Below are 15,516 nucleotides of genomic sequence, written 5' to 3'. Positions count from 1 at the left end.
AGGACAGCCCACATGACACAGCCCATTCTCACCCTCCAAGATGCGTGTTTGTCGCTGGATGGCAATGCCGGACGGGTGGATATTCTGCACTCGATCTCGCTTGAGGTGGCAAAGGGCGAGACTTTGGGCATGATCGGGCCGTCCGGGTCGGGTAAATCCTCGCTTCTGATGCTGATCGGCGGGCTGGAGCAGGCGACAGGCGGCAAAATCACCGCCTTGGGCAAGACATTGACTGACATGTCCGAGGACCAGCTGGCCACTTTTCGTCGGGCACACATGGGCGTGGTGTTTCAGAACTTTCACCTGATCCCGACGATGACCGCTTTGGAAAACGTCGCAACACCGCTCGAGATTGCCGGTCACCGCGACGCGTTCGACCGGGCCGAAGCCGAGCTGGAGGCCGTGGGGCTTGCCCATCGAACCCATCACTACCCGACCCAGATGTCGGGTGGTGAACAACAACGCGTGGCACTCGCCCGCGCAATCGCACCCCGACCCGACATCCTTCTGGCGGATGAACCGACCGGCAATCTGGACGGCACCAATGGCAATGCTATCATGGACCTGCTGTTTGATTTGCGTGACCGCCATGGGGCAACGCTTGTCCTAGTCACCCACTCACGCGCCCTTGCGGCGCGGTGTGACCGGGTGATCCGCCTGCGCGACGGGCGCATTGATGAAACAGCGGCCCAAGAGGCCGCGGAATGAGCCTGCGTCTCGCGTCCCGCTTTGCGGCCCGAGAATTGCGTGGCGGTCTGCGCGGCTTTCGCATCTTCCTGGCCTGCCTCGCCCTGGGGGTTGCAGCCATCGCCGCCGTTGGGTCGATCCGCGCAGGCATCACCGAAGGGCTAACCCGCGAAGGGTCTGCCATTCTGGGTGGCGATGCCCAAATGGAATTTACCTATCGCTTTGCATCAGAGCTCGAACGGGCCTGGATGGGCGAAAACGCCACCCAAGTGTCCGAGGTTACCGATTTCCGGTCCATGGCCGTGGTTGACAACAACGGTGTGACCGAACGCGGGCTGACGCAGGTTAAGTCAGTCGATGAGCTTTATCCGCTGGTGGGTGCTGTACAGCTTTCCCCCGAAATGCCGCTGGCCACTGCCTTTGAAGGGGCCAAAGGGCTTCCTGGCGCTGTCATGGACCGTGTCCTGATGGACCGTTTGGGGCTGACCCCTGGTGACTCCTTCCGTCTGGGTACGCAGGACTTTGTCCTGATGGCCGAATTGACCCGCGAGCCCGATGGGGCCGCAGATGGTTTTGGCCTGGGACCCAGAACCTTGCTGCGCACCGCGGACCTGCAAAATTCAGGGCTGCTGGCGCCCGGATCGCTCTATTCGACCAAATACCGCATGGACCTGCCGGATGAGGCCGATCTGATTGCCTTGTCCGAACAGGCCAAGGACGCTTTTACCACCTCGGGCATGCGTTGGACGGACGCCCGCAATGGTGCGCCCGGCGTGGCTGAGTTTGTGAACCGGTTGGGTGCGTTTCTCATCCTGGTTGGCCTGGCTGGTCTGGCCGTCGGCGGCGTCGGTGTTTCCGCGGCTGTGCGATCATATCTAGCAGGCAAGACCAGCACGATCGCCACTTTCCGAACTCTTGGCGCGGACCGGGCCACGATCTTTCAAACCTATTTCCTGCAAATTGGTGCGCTGTCGATCCTGGGCATCGCCATGGGCCTTTTGCTTGGTGGCCTTGTCCCGGTCCTGCTCGCCCCCATCATCGAGGCGCGCCTGCCCATCCCCGCAGCCTTTGCTATCTATCCGGGCCCGCTGGCCGAGGCCGCGCTGTACGGCATGTTGACTGCCTTTGTCTTCACCCTATGGCCCCTGTCCCGCACGGCCGAGATCGGCCCTGCCGCGCTTTACCGTGATGCGTTGAGCCGTGCGCGCCTGCTGCCCCGCTTTGGATATGTGCTGGCCACTCTGGGCGGTTTGGGTCTGCTCGTCGGTCTTGCGGCCTGGTTCAGTGGCTCAGCTGAATTGACGCTCTGGACCGCAGGCGGTTTGATCGGCACCCTGCTGTTGCTGTCTCTCTCTGCCGTTGGATTGCGCAAACTGGCCCGCATCAGCGCGCGCCCTGCCCGTGGCAAACCCGCGCTCAGGTGGGCGTTTGCCGCCATCTCGGACCCGCGCGAAGGGGCGGCCTCGGTTGTGCTGTCGCTGGGTCTGGGTCTGTCGGTTCTGGCCGCTGTCGGGCAGATCGACGGCAACCTGCGTAATGCCATTTCCGGCAACCTGCCCGACATCGCGCCGTCGTATTTCTTTGTCGACATCCAGAAAGATCAGATGCCGGGTTACATGGAACGGTTGGAAAATGACCCGGCCGTCAGCAAGATCGAAAGCGCCCCGATGCTGCGCGGCGTGATCACCCAGATCAACGGCGAATCCGCTATCGAGGTTGCAGGCGATCACTGGGTCATCGAAGGCGACCGGGGCATCACCTATGCTGCCGACATGCCCGACAATACCCGCCTACTGGAAGGCGAATGGTGGCCCGAGAATTACGCTGGCCCGCCCCAGATCAGCTTTGCCGCTGAAGAAGGCGAAGAACTTGGTCTGTCATTGGGCGACAAGTTGACCGTCAACATCCTCGGCCGCGATATCGAGGCGACGATCACCTCGTTCCGCGAAGTTGATTTCTCGACCGCTGGGATCGGCTTTGTGATGACGATGAACCCCGCGGCCGTTGCCGGTGCTCCGCATAGCTTCATCTCGACCGTCTACGCCGAGGAAGAAGCCGAAACGCAGATCCTGCGCGACCTGGCCGAAGCCTATCCCAACATCACCGCAATCCGTGTCAAAGACGCCATCGACCGGGTATCAGATGTTCTGGCCGGCTTGGCCGCGGCAACATCGTACGGCGCAGGTGCATCCCTGTTAACCGGTTTCCTTGTGCTGATCGGGGCCGCCGCCGCAGGCGAAGCTGCGCGCACCTATGAGGCGTCGATCCTGAAAACACTGGGTGCGACTCGCGCGAGGGTCTTGTCCAGCTTTGCGCTGCGTTCCGCATTCTTAGGGGCTGCAGCGGGCTGCATCGCGCTTTTGGCAGGTGTGTTGGGGGGATGGGCCGTAAGCAATTATGTACTCGAGACCGACTTCACCGTAATCTGGCCCTCGGCCATAGCCATCGTATCGGGCGGCGTGTTAGCCACCTTGCTTGCAGGGCTTGCCTTTGCCTGGCGGCCTCTATCGGCAAGCCCGGCACAGAATTTGCGGGCGCGCGAGTAATCAGCGCCCGCAGGTGACCGGCTGCAGGATTTTGAGCAGATCGACATTGTCACAAACCAAAGCGTCCAGTGTGATCTCATCCAGCGAGGCATAAAACGCCTGTGCCGCGTCACTCAGCGCCACGCGCAGGCGGCATGCATCCGTCAGCGGGCAGGTGTTGTCGACATCCGCAAAACACTCGGCAATTGGCAGGTTGCCCTCGATGTGGCGGAACACCTCGCCAATGCGGATCTGATCGGCTGTGCGCGCCAGGCTCATGCCACCGTTGCGGCCCCGCTGCGTGCTCAGGAAGTTCAACTGGCTAAGTTGGTTGATGACTTGTGCCAGATGGTTTTCCGAGATGTTGCAGACCTCGGCGATCTCGGATTTTGTCACCAGCCGGTCGGTATGCGCGGCGCAATACATCAGCAACCGCACAGCAATGTTGGTTCTTTTGGTGATACGCATGGCAACGCCTCCTCGGTCCTTGGCTGCGTCCTGTATTGCACATCCCGCAAAAAAGCGGTTTGACATACATCAATGGAGCTTTGCGGCAGGAGAACGATGAGCGCCCCCTATTTCTTTGGCTATGGCAGCCTGGTGAATCGCGCCACGCACGACTACCTCGACCCGCAACCAGCACGGTTGCGGGGCTGGCGGCGGGCCTGGCGGCACACCGACCTGCGCCCGGTGGCCTTTCTGACGGCTGTTCCGTGTGAGGCGTCCGAGATCGACGGGCTGATCGCCCATGTCCCGGGCAACGATTGGGCCGCCTTGGATGAGCGCGAATGGGCCTATGACCGCCATTCGGCGACCTACTCCATCACCCACGGCCTGACCCACCCGGCCGACATCGCCGTCTATGCCGTGCCTATAGAACGCCAATCACCCCCGGACACGCGCCACCCGATTTTACTGAGCTATCTGGACGTGGTTGTGCAGGGCTATCACCAGATGTTCGGCCTTGATGGTGTTGCCGACTTCTTTGCCACCACTGACGGCTGGGACGCGCCGATCTTGGATGATCGCTCTGAACCGCGTTATCCGCGTCATCAGACGCTGACCGCGGATGAGACTGGGTTGGTGGATCACCACCTCTCTGACCTAAACGTCAAACCCATCCAACCGGCATAAGAAAAAGGCGGCCCTGGTCCAGAGCCGCCCTTGTTCTTCTCGTTCCGAATACGGCCGCCAGAGGCGGATTTACCCGCGCGCCTTGATCACCTGCAACAGCGGCAGCAACACGGCCATCTCCGGCCCGCGCTCTTGCCCGGTCAACGCTTTGCGCAGTGGCATGAACAGACCCTTGCCTTTGCGGCCAGTGGCATCTTTCACGGCTTTGGTCCAGCTGCCCCACGTGTCGCCGTCCACCTCTACGGGCAACAGCGCCATAGCTTCGGCAATGAAGTCGCGATCTTCGTCGTCAATCAGCGGTTCGGCCCCGTCGCGGCACAAATCCCACCAGGGGCCCAGGTCCGCCAGCGTGGTGATATTGCCACGCGCCATTAGCCAGAATGCCTCGGCCAGATCGCCCGGCACACCAACGCCTGCGACGGTGTCTGCCACGGCATCCAACGACAGTGTCTGAAGGTAATGTGCGGTCAGCGGGTACAGGTCCTGCTCGTCGAACTTGGTCGGAGCCGCACCAAAGCGATTGATGTCGAACCCGTCGATCAGTTCAGCCATCTCAGTGCGCAGTTCCACCGGGTCAGACGACCCCAGACGCGCCATCAGCGACAGCAGAGCCATCGGCTGCACACCCGCCTCGCGCAGATCACGCAGAGCCAAGGTACCCAGACGTTTCGACAGAGCCTCACCCTGCGGGCCAGTGAGCAGCGAATGATGCGCAAAGCGCGGGCAATCGCCACCAAGCGCCTTGATGATCTGGATCTGAGTTGCGGTGTTGGTCACGTGATCAGACCCACGCACAACATCCGTCACGCCCATTTCGGTGTCATCGACAACCGAAGCCAGAGTGTAGAGCAGCTGACCATCACCGCGGATCAGAACAGGGTCCGACACGCTGGAGGCATCGATTGAGATGTCGCCCAGAATGCCATCGGTCCATTCGATCCGCTCGTGATCCAGCTTGAAGCGCCAGACACCATTGCCACGCTCGGCACGCAGGGCGTCCTTTTCGGCATCCGACAGGTTCAGCGCGGCACGGTCATAGACCGGCGGCTTACCCATGTTCAGTTGCTTCTTGCGCTTCAGGTCCAGCTCGGTCGGCGTCTCGAATGCCTCGTAAAACCGACCCAAATCGCGCAGCTTGTCAGCCGCAGCGTTATAGCGATCCAGCCGCTCGGACTGCCGCTCGACTCGGTCCCATTGCAGGCCCAGCCATTCCAGATCCTGCTTGATGCCGTCGACATATTCCTCTTTCGACCGCTCAGGGTCGGTGTCGTCGATGCGCAGGATGAACGTGCCGCCTGCCTTGCGGGCGATCAAGTAGTTCATCAGCGCGGTGCGCAGGTTGCCCACGTGAATGTAACCGGTGGGCGACGGGGCGAAACGGGTGGTGGTCATCAGCATCTCCTGTTGCCGCGTCCCTTGTCACAGGCCCGCGGTTTTGTCCAGTACAGGGCGCGGTGACTGTGCCTGCGGCGGCCGTATTTGGACCAAGAAGAAGGCTCAGGTCGGCTCGACCGGCCAATGGGTTGCCAAATCGCGCAACCCTACGTGAATGAGTTCACCCAGAACATCCAGGTCAATGTCGGCCAACTTGTTCACGTAGAGGCAGGATTTGCCGATCTTGTGCTTCCCAAGACGCGCCAGGATATCCCCGAAATCCGCATAACCCGGCATGATATAGATCGACAGGGCCGCTTTGCGCGGCGCAAATCCGGTGGCCAGAAAATCGCCTTCGCGACCTGACTTGTAGCGATAGTGATACCGCCCGTACCCCACGATGGCCTCGCCCCACATCACCGGCTGAAACCCGGTGATCTGGCGAAACATCTGATCCAATCGCACGGCGTCTGCCGCTTTTGACGCGGGCAGCACCCCGGCAAGGTACTTGGCGACATCCGCATCTGTGGGTTGGGTCTTGTTGGCGCTCATCTCGCCACTCTAAGCGGCATCAAACCGCCACACCAGAACAAGCACACGCGAAGGTGATGGTCTTGCCACGGAACTGGACTAGCTTTGATGATGTTCGAACGCATGTTGAAAGACCAACAAGGAGTGACCCGATGACCCTGAACATGACCCGCCGCGCCGCGCTGACCGGTGCTGCCGCCCTTCCGCTTGCTGCCGCTGCGTCGCCCTTGTTAGCAGGTGGACATGGTGGCAAGGCCCCAGCCCCGCTGGCGCATAGTTTCAAATTGGGCGACATGTCCGTGACGACCTTGCTGGACGGCAGCGCCATGCGCGAAGGTCCAAAGGACCTGTTCGGCAAAGCCGCATCGGATGAGGAATTCGCACAGCTGTCTGCCGAGAATTTCGTTCCCTCGGACAGTGTACAATTCTATTTCACCCCGACCGTGATCGACACTGGAAGCGAAATTGTTCTGTTCGATACCGGCCTGGGCCAGGGCGGTATTGCCAAAGCGATGGCCCAGGCGGGCGTCTCGGCAGACGCCATCGACGTAGTTGTGATCACTCACATGCACCCCGACCACATCGGCGGCATGATGACCGACGGCGCGCCGACCTTCCCCAACGCCCGCTATGTGACGGCAGCAGCTGAATACAACTTCTGGTCCAAGATGGAGGCCGGGAACCGCGTGGGTGACATGGTCGCCAAACTGGTCACGCCGCTGGCTGAAAAGATGACGTTCCTTAACGACGGTGACAGCGTCGTGTCCGGCGTGACTGCGGTGGCCAGCCATGGCCACACGCCCGGCCACACCTGCTATATGCTGGAAAGCGGCGGGCGGCAGCTGGTGCTGACGGCGGATCTGGCCAACCATTATGTCTGGAGCTTTGCACGCCCCGACTGGGCCTTCAGCTTTGATGCCTCGCCCGAGGATGCCGCCGCATCGCGCCGTCGTGTTCTGGGCATGCTGGCGGCCGACAAGATCCCGATGATCGGCTATCACATGCCCTTCCCCGCCGCTGGCTATGTAGAAACCCGCGACGATGGCTTCCGCTATGTGCCGGTCAGCTATCAGTTGATGGGCTGATACTCACGCGGTGGCCTGCCAGTTGGGCCACCGCCCCCTTACGTGCGCCACGTGCGGGCCAGAACATCCAGCCAGTTGCGGTGACAGATCTTCTCGATCAGCTCTGCACCAAACCCGGCCTCACCCATCGCTGACCTCAGAACACCCAGCCCGCTGGCATCACCGATAGCTTCCGGCACCATGGCGCCGTCAAAATCCGACCCAAGTGCCACGCCGCCTTCGCCCAGGATGCCCAGCATGTGTTCCAGATGCCGGATCATTTCAGCCACGGGTGTATCTGCCACCATTCGCCCGTCCGTCCGCATCATGGCGGTGGCATAGTTCAAGCCGACCACCCCGCCGCTTTCCGCAATCGCCACAAGCTGTTTGTCGGTCAGGTTGCGGGAATGGGGGCAGATGGCGTGTACGTTGGAATGGGTGGCCACAATCGGCGCGTCGGTTGTAGACGCCAAATCCCAAAACCCCGCTTCATTCAGATGCGATACATCCAGCATTATCCCCAGCTCATTGCAGCGGCGCACCAATCTGAGCCCAGCCTCTGTCAGGCCACCGCCAATGTCCGGCGTAGAGGGAAACCGAAACGGTACCCCCTCGGCAAATATGGTCGGGCGGCTCCAGACCGGGCCCAAAGATCGCAATCCCGCCGCGTGGAAATCATCCAACTCAGCCAGATCAGGCCCAATCGCCTCGGCGCCTTCCATGTGAAGGACGGCGGCAATCACCCCGTCTTCCACGCTCTCATTGATCTGTGAAACGCTTGTGCAAATCCGGACGAGACCGTGTTTTTCAAACGTTTTCAGGATTTCGATCTGCTGCCACGCCACAGGGCCCGCATCGCTGAGCTGTAACGGCGCAGGCAAAGGGAGATCATAGCCATGACCCTGCATGAGTTCGAGGATATTGGGCCCGTCCCCTCCGGAGGAGATATAGACCGCGAAAAACCCCGCGCCCAAACCACCTGCTTTGGCCTTCGGGATATCGATATGGCCATCCCAACCGGCTTCAAACGTTTCGGCATAGTTTGACGGAAACCGCGACAACATTCGGCTTAGAACATCGTTGTGACCATCAAAAACAAAGGGATGTGAAGGCTGCATGGCGGACGGGTGACCTCTAATCTTTTGAACCGTAATACCCTTGTTCGTAGCAATGGACGGCGTGTCAGATCAATGTGATTGGTTGCCCCGTCAATGTCTGGGACATGCCTTCAATAACCAGGGTCAGGGGCCACGCGCGTGCCATCTTTGAACCGCGACAACCGGAACTCCCAAGTGTCCACCAGCGGGGTCGCCCCCGTCACCAGATCGGCCATCAAGCGCCCGGCGCCGGGACCGATGCCAAAGCCATGGCCAGAAAATCCGGTGGCGATATGCATGCCCGGCAGGTCGGTGACCTTGGACATCACCGGGATCGCGTCCGGTGTCACGTCGATCATCCCGGCCCAGCTTTGCACGATCTCGGCTTTCTCAAGGGCGGGAAACGCTTTGCGCGCGCTGCCCCAAGCCTTGCGCAGAATCTTGTCCGAGGGTTCAGGATCCAGGATGCGGCATTGCTCGAACGGGGTTACATCCGTTGGCAACCACCTTCGATCCTGTCGCGCCTCCTCCAGCCAGCGTTTGGACAAACGGAACCTCAGCGAGCGCCATTCCTGACGGAACGCGGGCAGGAACGACCAGGCCAACCGCAGGCTGTCCGGCACCAGGTCAACGGTGTTTTCGTGGCCCGAGGCAATGGTGTATCCCCCATCCGCCCGTTTGCGGATGGCAAACTTGTCCGACCACAGCGCAACCTCTGGGCCATCTTTGACCGGTGATGTGCGCATAACCGTGTTCAGCACCTTGAGCTGCGGTAGATCAATCCCCGCATTCCCGGCAAAAAGGCGCGACCATGCCCCGCTCGCCAGCACCACTTGATCACACGCCACGCGACCACGCTCGGTGATCACGCCAGCAACCTGGCCGCCTTGCACATCAATGGACCGAACGGCGCAACCGGTCAGGATCGACGCCCCGCGGTCGCGGGCGCCTTCGGCGATTGCAGGCGCCGCCCATTGCGGCTCGGCGCGGCCATCACCGGGCATGTAGAGACCCCCCGCCAAGCGCATCTGATGACCGGCCAGCACATCGTCCAGATCAACGCCCTGCGCAATCCGGTCGCCCTCTTGCAGGCCTGCCACATGCTCGGCCCACCGGTCCAACCCGGCAAGGTCGCGCTTTCCCGACGCGCCGAACATGATACCTGATTGAGTATAGCCGGTCTTGCGACCCAACCGCTCGTCCAGCCCATGCCACATCCGAATGGCCTCGACCATCAGGGGGATCTCACGCGGGTCGCGCATCCCCAGTCGCACCCAGCCCCAGTTGCGCGAGCTCTGCTCGGCCCCGATCTGACCCTTTTCACACAGCAGAACCGAAACGCCCCGGTCGGCCAATTCCAACGCCGTCGACACACCGATGATCCCTCCGCCGATCACAACGACGTCGACCTTTTTCGGCAACGCGAGGTCCGAATAGAATTCTGTTAGGCGAGGTCCGGGCATGGCTGGAAAATCACTTCTGGCAACTCAGGTGATATGGAATGCGCAATACGTCCGAGACAAGGCCTCTGCACATCTTTCACTCCACTGTGGTCTCAAGGACTCAGTCTGAGAGTTAAGTTGTGTCGCGCCACCGGTTTGCGATTGGATAGCGTCGGTCCAACCAGAACGCACGACGACTTAGGCGCGCCCCCGGGGCTGATTGAAACCGCTTGTACTCGCTGATCAACAGCAGATGCTCGACCTTGCGAGCCACATCTGCGTCGAACCCCGCCGCAACACAGTCGGCAATAGAGCCATCCTGATCGACCAGTATGTCCAGTATCGCATCCAGCACCGGATAATCCGGCAGGCTGTCGCTGTCTTTCTGATCTTCACGAAGCTCGGCACTTGGGGGTTTATCGATGATGGACGGCGCAATCACTTGACCCGCAGGCCCGCGCATCCAGGCGCGGTGATGTTCATTACGCCAACGGCAGGTTTCGAACGCGCGCGTCTTGTAGAGATCCTTGATCGGGTTATAGCCGCCGTTCATGTCGCCATAAATCGTGGCATAGCCGACTGCGACCTCGGATTTGTTGCCGGTGGTCAGCAGCATCTCGCCGAACTTGTTCGAGATCGCCATGAGCAACAGCCCCCGCAGACGGGACTGAATGTTTTCCTCGGTCAATCCGGGTTCGGTGCCTGCAAACAGCGGCGCGAGTGTATCCGTCACAGCGGCCCGGCTGTCAGCAATCGGCACCGTGTCGTAACGCACGCCCAAGGCATCCACCACGGCCCGCGCATCTGACAGCGAGGTTTGGCTGGTGTACTCTGACGGCAGCATCACACAGCGCACATTATCCGCCCCCAAGGCGTCGACCGCGATGGCCGCGACCAACGCCGAGTCGACCCCACCCGAGAGACCCAATACCACCTTGGAAAACCCAGTCTTGCGCATGTAGTCGCGCAACGCTTCGACCATCACGCGATAGTCCTGCTCGATCTCGGACGGGTGGCTCGCCTTGGCGGCGTCGACAACCCGCCAACCATAATCCAGGCGCTCCAGTTCGATATGCGAAATCTCTTCGTCAAACACTGGCAGTTGCAGGGCCAGTGCACCGCCTGGGTTCAGCGCAAAACTGCCACCGTCAAAGACTTGATCGTCTTGCCCGCCCACCATGTTCAAATAGATCAGTGGCAACCCGGTTTCGACAACACGGGACACCATATGGCTGAGCCGGATGTCATGCTTGCCGCGGTAATAGGGCGAGCCATTGGGCACCAGCAGGAACTCGGCACCGGTCTCTTCCAGCGTCTCCGCCACATCTTCGTGCCAGGCATCTTCGCAAATGGGCGATCCGATGCGCACACCATCGACCGAAAACGGCCCCGCCACCGGGCCGGGTTCGAAAACGCGTTTTTCGTCGAACACAGCCTCGTTTGGCAGATGGTGTTTCTGCACGACGGCACTCACCTTGCCATTTTGCAGAACCACATACGCGTTGTAGAGCTTGCCATCGATCACCCAAGGCGCACCAATGGCCATCGCCGGACCATCTGCGCAGGCCTTGGCCAGTTCACGCACCTGTTCCATCGCCGCCTGCTGAAACGCGGGCTTCAGAACCAGATCTTGCGGGTTGTAACCGGCAATGAACATCTCGGGCAGTGCCAGCAGGTTCGCCCCGGCCTCACGCGCCACGTCCCACGCCCGTTTTGCCTGCTCGGCGTTGCCGATCAAATCGCCAACGGTGGGGTTGAGTTGCGCCAGAGTAATGCGGAAGCGGTCAGTCATCGGGCTCTCATTTTCGCTGATGTTTCCAGCGATGTAGCAGATCACGGGCGCATGGAAACCCATCTGCGGCAAAAGGCGTTGCTCATGGGCGCGACCTGACTTAATTTTACGTTGTCAGCCACAAGGCTGGCCACAGATAGGGCAGGCAAAACACTCATGAACCAGATCCGCATCGCGACAGTCGTTGTTTCCGCGTTGACCGTGACCACCGCTGTCTGGGCTCAAGAGGCTCAGGTTCTGACCACTCAGGACGCCATCGGCGGCGTGTACGAGGGAACGTTCCGAGGTGGCTTGCAGCACGGCACCGGGTCATACCGCCTGCCCAATGGATACGAATACACCGGCCAATGGGTCGATGGCGAGATCAAGGGCGAAGGCGTTGCGCGGTTCCCCAATGGCTCGGTCTATGAGGGCGAGTTTTCCAAGGGCAAGCCGGAGGGGTTAGGTCGCATCACATTCTCGGACGGCGGCACTTATGAAGGCGAGTGGAAAGACGGTGTGATCAACGGACAGGGCGTGGCGGTTTACGCCAACGGTGTCCGCTACGAGGGCAGCTTTCTGAACGCACAACACCACGGCAAGGGCGTGATGCAAAGCCCAGGTGGCTATGTCTATGACGGCGATTGGGTCGATGGACAAAAACAGGGCGTGGGCAAAGTCACCTACCCCGATGGCGGGGCGTATGAGGGCGAAATCCTGAATGGCCAGCGGCACGGTCAAGGCACTCTGACGTTGCCGGACGGGCTAATCTACGTTGGCTTGTGGGCCGATGGGCAGATCAGCGGCCAAGGTAAGCTGACACAGCCTAACGGTGATGTGTACGAAGGCGATTTGATCGCCGGTCGCCGCGAGGGCAACGGCAGGGTGACCTATGCCAACGGCGACGTTTACGAAGGTCAGTTCGCCGATGATCGGCGCGAAGGGACCGGGACGTTCACCGGCACGGATGGCTATGTCTATACCGGCAATTGGATCGCAGGCCAGATCGAGGGCCAAGGACAGGTCACCTACCCCGACGGGTCAATGTATGAGGGTAACTTCCGCGCCGATCTGGCGGACGGCGTGGGCAAGATCACATACACCAACGGCTCCAGCTACGAGGGCGACTGGGTTGCCGGCGTGATCGAGGGCAATGGCACGGCCACCTATGCAAATGGCATTGTCTACAAGGGCGAATTCAAGAACGCCAAGAACGACGGCAAAGGCATAATGACTTATGCCGACGGGTATCGCTATGACGGCGATTGGAAAGACGGCGTTCGTCATGGCCAAGGCAAGGCCACCTATCCTGACGGTTCTGTCTACACCGGACAGTTCTTCAATGGTCAGCGCGAAGGCACCGGAGAAATCGTGATGGCCAGCGGTTTCAAATATAGTGGCGCCTGGTCTGGCGGCAAGATCAGCGGCTATGGCGTTGCGACATATGCCAATGGCGATATTTACGAAGGCAACTTCCTGAACGGCAAACGTCAAGGCAAGGGCACCATGCGCTACGCCAGCGGGCAAGAGGAACAGGGTGACTGGGAAAACGGCGCGCTCAAGACCGACAACGCCTCGGACGGTTGATACGCGGTTCTAGCCGTCAAACCAGCGCGCCGTCGGACATCCGATCCAGAAAGATCTGAGCCTCCTTCACGATGGTGGCGCGCTTGCCATCATCCATGCGGTCCCAAGTGCGGTACATGTTGCCCATGCGTGGGTTGTCCTTGAACCGATCCCGGTGCCGCTCAAGAAAATGCCAGTACAGCAGGTTGAACGGACAGGCCCCCTCGCCGGTCTTGGCAGTGACCGAATAGGCGCAAGACTTGCAATAATCCGACATGCGGTTGATGTAGGCGCCGCTTGAGACATAGGGCTTTGACCCCACTACACCGCCGTCAGCAAACTGACTCATCCCCACAGTATTGGGTGCCTCGACCCATTCGAACGCATCCGCGTAGACCGCCAGATACCATTCATGCACCTGATGCGGATCAATGCCTGCCAACAGCGCGAAGTTTCCGGTCACCATCAGACGCTGGATGTGGTGCGCATAGGCTTCGTCGCGCGTCTGCTCCACCGCCTCCGACAGGCAGTTCATTCGCGTCTCGCCGCCCCAGTATAGCGCTGGCAACGCACGGTCGTGGCCAAGGGCATTGCGGTTCACATAATCCGGGCCTTCCAGAAAATAGATCCCCCGCACAAACTCGCGCCAGCCGATGATCTGGCGAATGAACCCTTCTGCGGCGTTGATCGGCACGTGACCCGCCTTCCATGCCGCCTGGACCCGCTGACAGACGGTGAGCGGGTCCAGCAGCCCGATGTTCAGACAGGGAGAGATCACCGCATGGAAAAGAAACCGCTGACCGCTGAGCATTGCATCCTGATAATCGCCAAAGTTCGGCAAGGCGTGGTCGATGAAATGATCCAGCGCCGCCTCAGCCTGTTCTGCGTCAGTGGCAAACCAGAACGGGCGAAGCCTGCCAAAGTTACCACTGAAACGAGCCTCGACCAACTCCAGCACCTCGCTGGTGATCGCATCCGGTTCGAATTTTGGCGGCTCTGGCGGGCGCAGGTCCTTGGGTGGCGATTTGCGATTCTCGGCGTCATAGTTCCACTTGCCACCCGCAGGTTTGTCCCCCTCCATCATCAACCCGGTCTTACGCCGCATCTCGCGATAGAAAAACTCCATCCGCAGCTGCTTGCGCCCCTCGGCCCAACCTTCGAAATCGGCACGGGTGGCCACGAAACGGTCATCCGCCAGAAACTGCACCTGCAGCGGGCAGTCGCTCAGCACGTTTATCAGCCGCCATTCGCCTGGTGTGGTGACCAGAACCTCTGACGCGCCCACTTCTGCAGCACGGCGTAGCAGCTCGCCAGGGATAGAGCCCGCGTTGTCCGGGTGGTCTAGTCGAGTGTAAGCGACGGTCCACCCTTCGCTCTCCAGCCGGGCCGCAAACTTGCGCATAGCCGACAAAATCAGCGCGATTTTCTTGGGGTGATGGGGGACATAAGCTGCCTCGTCCGCAACCTCGGCCATCACAATGACGTCGTCGGCCTTGTCAGCCTGCGCCAAGGCCGACAGGCCAAGCGACAGCTGATCGCCAAGCACCAGAACCAGACGCGTCACCAGGGGACCGCCTTGCCTGCCCAGTCAAAAAACTGGCCAGTGTCTTCGGGCGTCAGCCCCTCGATCACGTTAATCAAGTTCATCGCGGCCTCGGACGGCTGAACCGCAGTATGACGGCCCAGGTATTTCCGAGTGAAGGCCGTGGCCACGGTGCCCGGGTGCAAGGACACGCAAATCGACTGTTTGTGCGTGCGGGTCAGTTCGATGGCTGTGGTGCGCACAATCTGGTTCACCGCCGCCTTGGCCGCGCGGTAGCTGACCCAGCCGCCCAGGCGGTTGTCACCGATCGATCCCACCCGCGCCGAGAGAACCGCCACCACGGCGCGCCGGTCCCGCGGCAACAGACGTGCGGCATGACGCAGAACCAGAGCAGGGCCAACCGCATTCACCGCGAACTGATCCATCATTGCCTGCGCTGAAACGGATTTGATTGACTTTTCGGGCGGCGCGCCCGCAATCTCGAGAGCGCCCGACGTCACCAGGATCAGATCAAACGGCCCTTTGACATCGCCCAGCACACGCTCGACGGCCCCGGGATCAGTCAGGTCCAGCCCATCGGCCGAACGCGATAGTCCCTCGACGGCCACGCCATCCGCTTGCAACCCAGCGACGAAGGCACACCCGATCCCGCCAGAGGACCCAATGATCAATGCTTTATCCATACTGGCGGAACTAGCGGATCATCTCGGGACTTCAAATTTCTTCTTGGTCCGAACGCGGAAACTGCACAGCATTTGCCGCGCCCACGCGGCCCACGCATT

13 protein-coding genes are annotated in these 15,516 nt (G+C 60.7%); 5 read left to right on the top strand and 8 right to left on the bottom strand.

The annotated features are described in order from the left end of the window. Positions 1-12 precede the first annotated feature (12 nt). Together TRM7615_RS07105 and TRM7615_RS07100 are read left to right on the top strand one after the other, a co-directional pair. Positions 13-708 carry an ABC transporter ATP-binding protein gene (locus tag TRM7615_RS07105; protein ID WP_108786485.1) on the top strand — a complete coding sequence of 232 codons (696 nt, stop codon included), beginning with the start codon at positions 13-15 and terminating at the stop codon, positions 706-708. Then, positions 705-3,233, top strand: coding sequence for an ABC transporter permease (locus TRM7615_RS07100; protein ID WP_108786205.1), 2,529 nt, complete (start codon positions 705-707; stop codon positions 3,231-3,233). The genes TRM7615_RS07105 and TRM7615_RS07100 overlap by 4 nt, the downstream gene beginning before the upstream one ends. Here the strand turns inward: TRM7615_RS07100 and TRM7615_RS07095 are convergent, their stop codons facing one another. Continuing rightward, a complete protein-coding gene (locus TRM7615_RS07095) occupies positions 3,234-3,680 on the bottom strand; it encodes an RrF2 family transcriptional regulator (RefSeq protein ID WP_108786484.1) in 447 nt (148 codons plus the stop codon). It lies immediately after the preceding gene. A gap of 96 nt (positions 3,681-3,776) precedes the next feature. On the opposite strand from TRM7615_RS07095, the gene TRM7615_RS07090 reads away from it, so the two are divergent. Beyond that, positions 3,777-4,346, top strand: a complete 570-nt coding sequence (locus TRM7615_RS07090) for a gamma-glutamylcyclotransferase family protein (RefSeq protein ID WP_108786204.1) — start codon at positions 3,777-3,779, stop codon at positions 4,344-4,346. Between the two features lie 69 nt (positions 4,347-4,415). Here the strand turns inward: TRM7615_RS07090 and gltX are convergent, their stop codons facing one another. Further along, a complete protein-coding gene (gene gltX / locus TRM7615_RS07085) occupies positions 4,416-5,738 on the bottom strand; it encodes a glutamate--tRNA ligase (RefSeq protein ID WP_108786483.1) in 1,323 nt (440 codons plus the stop codon). Positions 5,739-5,843: 105 nt separating this feature from the next. Then, the gene (locus tag TRM7615_RS07080) at positions 5,844-6,272 is read right to left on the bottom strand and encodes a DUF1801 domain-containing protein (protein ID WP_108786203.1); all 429 of its coding nucleotides are present in this window, start codon (positions 6,270-6,272) and stop codon (positions 5,844-5,846) included. A gap of 131 nt (positions 6,273-6,403) precedes the next feature. Between TRM7615_RS07080 and TRM7615_RS07075 the strand changes: the two genes are divergently transcribed. Next, positions 6,404-7,336 (top strand): MBL fold metallo-hydrolase, encoded by a 933-nt coding sequence (locus TRM7615_RS07075; RefSeq protein ID WP_108786202.1) that lies wholly within the window; start codon positions 6,404-6,406, stop codon positions 7,334-7,336. Between the two features lie 38 nt (positions 7,337-7,374). Here the strand turns inward: TRM7615_RS07075 and TRM7615_RS07070 are convergent, their stop codons facing one another. The 3 genes from TRM7615_RS07070 to TRM7615_RS07060 all read right to left on the bottom strand — a co-directional run bounded on the left by TRM7615_RS07070 (position 7,375) and on the right by TRM7615_RS07060 (position 11,646). Next, on the bottom strand, positions 7,375-8,433 hold the full coding sequence (locus tag TRM7615_RS07070) for a dipeptidase (RefSeq protein WP_108786201.1): 1,059 nt from the start codon (positions 8,431-8,433) through the stop codon (positions 7,375-7,377). Positions 8,434-8,543: 110 nt separating this feature from the next. Next, on the bottom strand, positions 8,544-9,875 hold the full coding sequence (locus TRM7615_RS07065; protein ID WP_108786200.1) for an NAD(P)/FAD-dependent oxidoreductase: 1,332 nt from the start codon (positions 9,873-9,875) through the stop codon (positions 8,544-8,546). A 112-nt stretch (positions 9,876-9,987) separates the two neighbouring features. After that, positions 9,988-11,646 carry an NAD+ synthase gene (locus tag TRM7615_RS07060; protein WP_108786482.1) on the bottom strand — a complete coding sequence of 553 codons (1,659 nt, stop codon included), beginning with the start codon at positions 11,644-11,646 and terminating at the stop codon, positions 9,988-9,990. A gap of 156 nt (positions 11,647-11,802) precedes the next feature. Here TRM7615_RS07060 and TRM7615_RS07055 point away from each other — a divergent pair, with 156 nt between their 5' ends. Then, a complete protein-coding gene (locus TRM7615_RS07055) occupies positions 11,803-13,212 on the top strand; it encodes an MORN repeat-containing protein (RefSeq protein ID WP_108786199.1) in 1,410 nt (469 codons plus the stop codon). A gap of 16 nt (positions 13,213-13,228) precedes the next feature. Here TRM7615_RS07055 and TRM7615_RS07050 read toward each other — a convergent pair whose 3' ends face one another. Both TRM7615_RS07050 and TRM7615_RS07045 read right to left on the bottom strand, forming a co-directional pair. Then, complete coding sequence (locus TRM7615_RS07050) at positions 13,229-14,758, bottom strand: cryptochrome/photolyase family protein (protein WP_108786198.1); 1,530 nt, start codon at positions 14,756-14,758, stop codon at positions 13,229-13,231. Then, positions 14,752-15,417 (bottom strand): SDR family NAD(P)-dependent oxidoreductase, encoded by a 666-nt coding sequence (locus TRM7615_RS07045; protein WP_108786197.1) that lies wholly within the window; start codon positions 15,415-15,417, stop codon positions 14,752-14,754. The genes TRM7615_RS07050 and TRM7615_RS07045 overlap by 7 nt, the downstream gene beginning before the upstream one ends. Positions 15,418-15,516: the final 99 nt, after the last annotated feature.

The sequence above is a fragment of the Falsiruegeria mediterranea M17 genome (genome assembly GCF_900302455.1).
GTDB classification, from domain to species: Bacteria; Pseudomonadota; Alphaproteobacteria; order Rhodobacterales; family Rhodobacteraceae; genus Falsiruegeria; species Falsiruegeria mediterranea.
Note: the sequence above shows the minus strand (reverse complement) of the source record. Positions and strands in the feature narration are given on the sequence as shown.

Excerpts from the sequence above, each read along its gene's own strand:
- TRM7615_RS07095 (WP_108786484.1), bottom strand. The coding sequence starts at position 3,680 with ATGCGTATCACCAAAAGAACCAACATTGCTGTGCGGTTGCTGATGTAT.
- TRM7615_RS07055 (WP_108786199.1), top strand. The coding sequence starts at position 11,803 with ATGAACCAGATCCGCATCGCGACAGTCGTTGTTTCCGCGTTGACCGTG.
- TRM7615_RS07075 (WP_108786202.1), top strand. The coding sequence starts at position 6,404 with ATGACCCTGAACATGACCCGCCGCGCCGCGCTGACCGGTGCTGCCGCC.
- TRM7615_RS07070 (WP_108786201.1), bottom strand. The coding sequence starts at position 8,433 with ATGCAGCCTTCACATCCCTTTGTTTTTGATGGTCACAACGATGTTCTA.
- TRM7615_RS07100 (WP_108786205.1), top strand. The coding sequence starts at position 705 with ATGAGCCTGCGTCTCGCGTCCCGCTTTGCGGCCCGAGAATTGCGTGGC.
- gltX (WP_108786483.1), bottom strand. The coding sequence starts at position 5,738 with ATGACCACCACCCGTTTCGCCCCGTCGCCCACCGGTTACATTCACGTG.
- TRM7615_RS07080 (WP_108786203.1), bottom strand. The coding sequence starts at position 6,272 with ATGAGCGCCAACAAGACCCAACCCACAGATGCGGATGTCGCCAAGTAC.
- TRM7615_RS07090 (WP_108786204.1), top strand. The coding sequence starts at position 3,777 with ATGAGCGCCCCCTATTTCTTTGGCTATGGCAGCCTGGTGAATCGCGCC.
- TRM7615_RS07060 (WP_108786482.1), bottom strand. The coding sequence starts at position 11,646 with ATGACTGACCGCTTCCGCATTACTCTGGCGCAACTCAACCCCACCGTT.
- TRM7615_RS07105 (WP_108786485.1), top strand. The coding sequence starts at position 13 with ATGACACAGCCCATTCTCACCCTCCAAGATGCGTGTTTGTCGCTGGAT.
- TRM7615_RS07065 (WP_108786200.1), bottom strand. The coding sequence starts at position 9,875 with ATGCCCGGACCTCGCCTAACAGAATTCTATTCGGACCTCGCGTTGCCG.
- TRM7615_RS07045 (WP_108786197.1), bottom strand. The coding sequence starts at position 15,417 with ATGGATAAAGCATTGATCATTGGGTCCTCTGGCGGGATCGGGTGTGCC.